This window comes from Streptomyces sp. S6 (assembly GCF_054880855.1).
In genome coordinates this window covers 1-5596 of the sequence record NZ_JBTYMC010000384.1, presented here as the reverse complement: position 1 = coordinate 5596, position 5596 = coordinate 1, and the positions used below count along the sequence as shown (strand labels likewise).

General features: G+C 70.9%; 4 protein-coding genes and 1 riboswitch. Of the genes, 2 read left to right on the top strand and 2 right to left on the bottom strand.

The window, feature by feature from the left end; all coding sequences use genetic code 11:
* A partial coding sequence (locus ACVNF4_RS31810; RefSeq protein ID WP_461806343.1) for a M23 family metallopeptidase occupies positions 1-743 on the top strand: 743 nt, incomplete at its 5' end.
* Between the two features lie 69 nt (positions 744-812).
* Here ACVNF4_RS31810 and pcrA read toward each other — a convergent pair.
* Positions 813-3284, bottom strand: a complete 2472-nt coding sequence (gene pcrA / locus ACVNF4_RS31805; protein WP_461806342.1) for a DNA helicase PcrA — start codon at positions 3282-3284, stop codon at positions 813-815.
* Between the two features lie 262 nt (positions 3285-3546).
* Positions 3547-3701: riboswitch (cyclic di-AMP (ydaO/yuaA leader) on the top strand.
* Positions 3702-3745: 44 nt separating this feature from the next.
* Here pcrA and ACVNF4_RS31800 point away from each other — a divergent pair.
* Complete coding sequence (locus tag ACVNF4_RS31800) at positions 3746-4723, top strand: C40 family peptidase (RefSeq protein ID WP_461806341.1); 978 nt, start codon at positions 3746-3748, stop codon at positions 4721-4723.
* 40 nt (positions 4724-4763) lie between these two features.
* Here the strand turns inward: ACVNF4_RS31800 and ACVNF4_RS31795 are convergent, their stop codons facing one another.
* Positions 4764-5117 carry a hypothetical protein gene (locus ACVNF4_RS31795; RefSeq protein WP_461806340.1) on the bottom strand — a complete coding sequence of 118 codons (354 nt, stop codon included), beginning with the start codon at positions 5115-5117 and terminating at the stop codon, positions 4764-4766.
* Positions 5118-5596: the final 479 nt, after the last annotated feature.

Below are 5596 nucleotides of genomic sequence, written 5' to 3'. Positions count from 1 at the left end.
CGAACCGCGCCGCCCGCCGCAAGCCCCCCGCGAAGCGCTCCGCGCTGCTGACCATCGCCGTCCCCTCCGCGTGCGTGATGAGCGTGGCCGGCATCGCCGCCGCCTCGGTCGGCACGTTCAGTGACGACGCGAAGGAGACGAGCGCCGCCGCCCCGGAGACGAAGTCGGTCAAGCCGTCCGCCGCGCACGACAAGCTGGGCAGCCAGCTGGCGAGCCTCAGCGCGGCGGCCGAGGACGTCGCGGGCCGCGCGAGCCGTACACAGGAGCGCATCGACCTCAAGGCGCAGCAGGAGGCCGAGAAGAAGAAGGCCGCCGCCGAGGCGGCCCGGCTGGAGCGGCTGCGCCCCAAGTACGCCCTCCCGGTCGCGCAGCACGGCCTGAGCGCCTACTACGGCCAGTCCGGCATCAACTGGATGTCCATGCACACGGGCATCGACTTCCCGGTCGCCTACGGCACCACCGTCATGGCCGCGACGGACGGCACCGTCCGCACCCAGTGGAACAACGCCTACGGCAACATGCTGATCCTGACGGCGAAGGACGGCACGGAGACCTGGTACTGCCACCTCTCCAGCTACCGCGTCGCGTCGGGGACGACGGTCAAGGCCGGCGAGCCGATCGCGTACTCCGGAAACTCCGGCAACTCCACCGGCCCGCACCTGCACTTCGAGGTCCGCCCGGCCGGCGGCTCGTCGATCGACCCGCTGTCGTGGCTGCGCAGCCACGGGCTCGACCCGACGTAAGGCCTCAACTTCCGTCAAGCGGGCCCCTGTCGAGCGACAGGGGCCCGGCTCATGTCCGGTGAAGACCCCTCAGAGCTTCTCGACCGGCGCGTACCGCAGCAGCAGCCGCTTCGGCTTCCCCTCACCGAAGTCGATCGTCGCCTCCGCCTTCGCCCCCGCGCCCCCGACGGCGACGACGGTCCCGAGCCCGAACTGGTCGTGCGTGACGCGGTCCCCGACGGTCAGGGCGATCGCGGGCTTCTCCTCGGCCCCCCGGCGCGTCGCGAACCCGGAGGCGCCCTTGGCGGAGGACCGGGACGACGACAGCGAGGACCCGAGGCTCGGCGGCGGCGCGGCGGGTGCGCCGGTGCGCTTCCAGTCGACGTGCGTGGCCGGGATCTCCTCCAGGAACCGGGAGGGCGGGTTGTACGACGGCTGCCCCCAGGCGCTGCGGAGCGTGGAGCGGGTCAGGTAGAGCCGCTCACGCGCGCGGGTGATGCCGACGTAGGCGAGACGGCGTTCCTCCTCCAGTTCCTTGACCTGGCCGAGGGCGCGCATGTGCGGGAACACGCCGTCCTCCATGCCGGTGAGGAAGACGACGGGGAACTCCAGGCCCTTGGCGGTGTGCAGGGTCATCAGGGTGATGACGCCCGAGCCGTCCTCGTCCTCGTCGGGGATCTGGTCGGAGTCGGCGACCAGGGCGACGCGCTCCAGGAAGTCGGCGAGGCCGCGGGGCTGTTCCGACTCGCCGGACTCCTGCTCGAACTCCAGGGCCACGGAGGCGAGTTCCTGGAGGTTCTCGATGCGGGTCTCGTCCTGGGGGTCGGTGGAGTTCTGCAACTCGGCGAGGTAGCCGGTGCGTTCGAGTATGGCCTCCAGGACCGTCGCCGGGCCGGCGCCGGACTCGACGATGGTGCGCAGGTCGTCCATCAGCTCGTTGAACCGCTTGACGGCGTTGGCGGAGCGGGCGGCCATGCCGTACGCCTCGTCGACGCGCTTGAGGGCCTGCGGGAAGCTGATCTTCTCGCGCTGGGAGAGGGCGTCGATCATCGCCTCGGCGCGCTCGCCGATGCCCCGCTTGGGGACGTTGAGGATGCGGCGCAGGGGGACGGAGTCCTCGGGGTTGGCGAGGACGCGGAGGTAGGCCAGGACGTCCCTGACCTCCTTGCGCTCGTAGAAGCGGACGCCGCCGACGACCTTGTAGGGCAGGCCGACGCGGATGAAGATCTCCTCGAAGACCCGGGACTGGGCGTTGGTGCGGTAGAACACCGCGACATCCCCGGCCTTGGCCTCGCCGTTGTCGGTGAGGCGGTCTATCTCCTCGGCGACGAACTGCGCCTCGTCGTGCTCGGTGTCGGCGACGTAGCCCGTGATGCGGGCGCCCGCACCGGCGTTGGTCCACAGGTTCTTGGGCCTGCGGGACTCGTTGCGCTCGATGACCGCGTTGGCCGCCGAGAGGATCGTCTGCGTGGAGCGGTAGTTCTGCTCCAGCAGGATCGTCGTCGCGCTCGGGTAGTCCTCCTCGAACTGGAGGATGTTGCGGATCGTCGCGCCGCGGAAGGCGTAGATGGACTGGTCGGCGTCGCCCACGACGCAGAGCTCGGCGGGCGGGAGGTCGTGCTCGCTGGGCGGCGTGTCCTGAGAACGGCCGGCGCCGCCCACGAGTTCCCGGACGAGGGCGTACTGGGCGTGGTTGGTGTCCTGGTACTCGTCGACCATCACGTGGCGGAAGCGGCGGCGGTAGTGCTCGGCGACGTCCGGGAAGGCGCGCAGGAGGTTGACCGTCGTCATGATGAGGTCGTCGAAGTCGAGGGCGTTGGCCTCGCGCAGGCGGGACTGGTAGAGCGCGTACGCCTGGGCGAGGGTCTTCTCGAAGCCGTCGGCCGCCTGGGCCGCGAAGTCCTCCTCGTCGATCAGCTCGTTCTTGAGGTTGCTGATCTTGGCGCTGAAGGACTTGGGCGGGAAGCGCTTGGGGTCGAGGTCCAGGTCGCGGCAGACGAGGGCCATGAGGCGCTTGGAGTCGGCGGCGTCGTAGATGGAGAACGACGAGGTGAAGCCGAGCTTCTTGGACTCGCGGCGCAGGATGCGCACGCACGCGCTGTGGAACGTCATGACCCACATCGCGTTCGCGCGCGGGCCGACGAGTTGCTCGACGCGCTCCTTCATCTCACCGGCGGCCTTGTTGGTGAAGGTGATCGCGAGGATCTGGCCCGGGTGGACGCCGCGCGCGGCGAGGAGGTGGGCGATGCGGTGGGTGAGGACGCGGGTCTTGCCGGAGCCGGCGCCGGCGACGATGAGCAGGGGTGAGCCGGCGTGGATCACCGCCTCGCGCTGGTTGTCGTTCAGCCCGTCGACGAGGGCCGCCGGATCGAGGACGGGGCGGGGGGCGCCGTCCCTGTAGTGGGCGTCCCGGTCCGGGGGCAGGTCGAACCTGCCGTCGAACAGGTCGGCCGGGATCTGCTCCGGGGCCTGCTCGTCCTCGGGCGGCGGAGGGGGTTCCTCGGCGTGCCCGCGCGGGGCCTGGAGGTCCGCCAGGAAGCTGTCGTCAAAGAGGCTGCTCATCGCTCTCCGAGTCTAGAGGCCGCCACTGACGACCGGTCCCGGTCCCGGGAATCTCCGCGCTCACCTTCCGGATCGCCCCTATCACAACCTGTGATGACCTGCGGGAACTTCGACACAGGTCACAAAAACGTATCGGGCATATCGCCCGCCAACCTTCACAGAAGTCACACGAATTGGCTACCGTTCCGGTCAAGGCCGCCCGTCCCCCACCGGCGAACGTCGCCGGGCCGCGCGGCCCTCCGCCGAGTCCGGCCCGCCCCCGTGCGCGAGGCAGCCGGAGCCGGGGACCCACCGAGAACCTGGGGCGAATCGGCCGACCCCCGCCGGGGAAGGCCGTAGGGCAACCTTCCGCAGCACGACAGCACGACTCCCGCCCGAGCCCGACAGCTAACCCGGTAGGCGGTACAAGGAAGGAGTCGCCCCCATTGGCGTCGCATCAACGCAGGCTCCCCTGGACGGGCATGCGCGCGTCAGGCGTCAGCGCCCCCGCCCTGGCCACGGCCGCCCTCACGTCCATGGCGATGTTCACCCAGCCCCCCACCGAGGCCGCCCCGCCGGCCGACGACGGCAGACCTACCCTTGAGGACGTCGAGCGCAAACTCGACGCCTTCTACAGCAGTCAGACGGGTTCGAAGAAGGACACGGCCGCCAAGGAGAAGGAGACCAAGCGCGCCAAGACCTTCCTCGACACCGCGGCCCGCTACCGCACGCAGGAGCCCGTGCTCCCGCCGCCGCCCGCCCTGCCGCCGCTCCCGCCCTTCCCGCCGTCGGTCGCCCACGACTTCACGGCGGCGCCGGACAGCGGCCTCACAGCCGTACCCGACGCCTACATACCGGACGTCCACGCCCCCGACAGCTACGAGAAGGCCCCGCTCAGCTCCGAGCGCCTCCCGGACAGCTACGACGCCGTCGCGCCCGCCCCGACACCCCTCCCGGACGCCGACGACGACCCCGAGGGCTACCTCAAGGACGCGAAGTCGGTCGTCCAGAGAAAGCTGAGCAAGGCTCAGGCGCTGCTGTCCTTCCACGCCGTGAACCAGCCGAAGGCGGCGCCCCGGCAGCAGGAGGAGGCGCCGGTCTCCGCCGAGGCGGAGAGAGCGCTCGCGTTCGCGCGGGAGCAGCTCGGCAAGCCGGTGGTCCTCGGCGCGGCGGGCCCCGGCTCCTTCGACGGCCCCGGGCTCACCCAGACCGCCTGGAAATCCGCCGGAGTCGCCCTGCCGCGCACCGCGTTCGGCCAGGTCACCGCGGGCAAACCGATCCGCCTGCCGGACGCCCGCCCCGGCGATCTCGTCTTCTTCCACGACGACATCACCCACGTCGGCATCTACACCGGCGACGGCCGGATGATCCACGCCCCGCGCCCCGGCGCGTACGTCTGCGAGGAGTCCATCCACTTCGCGGGCTCGTCCGAGATCCACAGCGTGGTGCGCCCGGCCTGACGCACGGGTCACCGGCGCCGGGCCACCGCCGGGCGCCGGATCAGGTCCAGAGGACCGCGATGAAGATGTTGACGACGGTCAGCAGGCCGACGGCGGCGAAGAGCGGCTTCTCGACCCGCTCGTCGTCCCGCTTCACGTAGGTCAGCCCCAGGATGACGACCAGCAGCGCCAGCTTGACACCGATCTTGATGTTATTGACGTGCTGGTCGTCCGCTTGGTTGAGCCCGACCAGGATCACGCCGGTGACCAGCATCGTCGCGGCGCCGTGCAGCATGCCGGGGACGAAGCGGGCGGTGCCCTGCCCCATCGCCTTCAGCTGCGTGAGGAACCCGCCGAGCAGCGCGGCGATGCCGATGATGTGCAGGCCGACGAAGAAATGGATGAGTACGTCCATGAGGCCGGAGCCTAACCAGCCGCCCCCTCGGCCTCCTCGGCAGCCCCGGTAGCAGCAGTCCCCGCCTCGCGGGGGCGAATCCCCGGTTCGGTCAACACAGAGACCCGCCCCGCCCTCGAAGGCGGGATCGGTATGCACATACGGTCACCGGACAACTCTCTGAAGTCACTTCCGTACAACGCGTTACCCAAACGTCACAGTGCGGCCTAGCGTCCTGCCCCAGGTGCCCGGCTCCCCACCGCCGCCCAGGCCAGGGGCGGCAGTCGGACACCACCGCCGAGAAGGTCCGGCGGCGTCGCGCTTCCCCTGTGCGGGGCGCCGCCGGACGCGCCCCCCCGTCCCGCTCACCCCACTCCGACGGGCCCCCGGCGCACGCGGCGGTCGTACGGAAAGGACGTGCAGGTCCAACGTGGCAGCGCACCGCAAGCCCCGTCAGCGCGCGACCGTCGCGCACACCGCCCGAGCCACCTCCAGATCCC

Coding starts and splice junctions, on each gene's coding strand:
- pcrA (WP_461806342.1), bottom strand. CDS start 3,284: ATGAGCAGCCTCTTTGACGACAGCTTCCTGGCGGACCTCCAGGCCCCG.
- ACVNF4_RS31800 (WP_461806341.1), top strand. CDS start 3,746: ATGCGCGCGTCAGGCGTCAGCGCCCCCGCCCTGGCCACGGCCGCCCTC.
- ACVNF4_RS31795 (WP_461806340.1), bottom strand. CDS start 5,117: ATGGACGTACTCATCCATTTCTTCGTCGGCCTGCACATCATCGGCATC.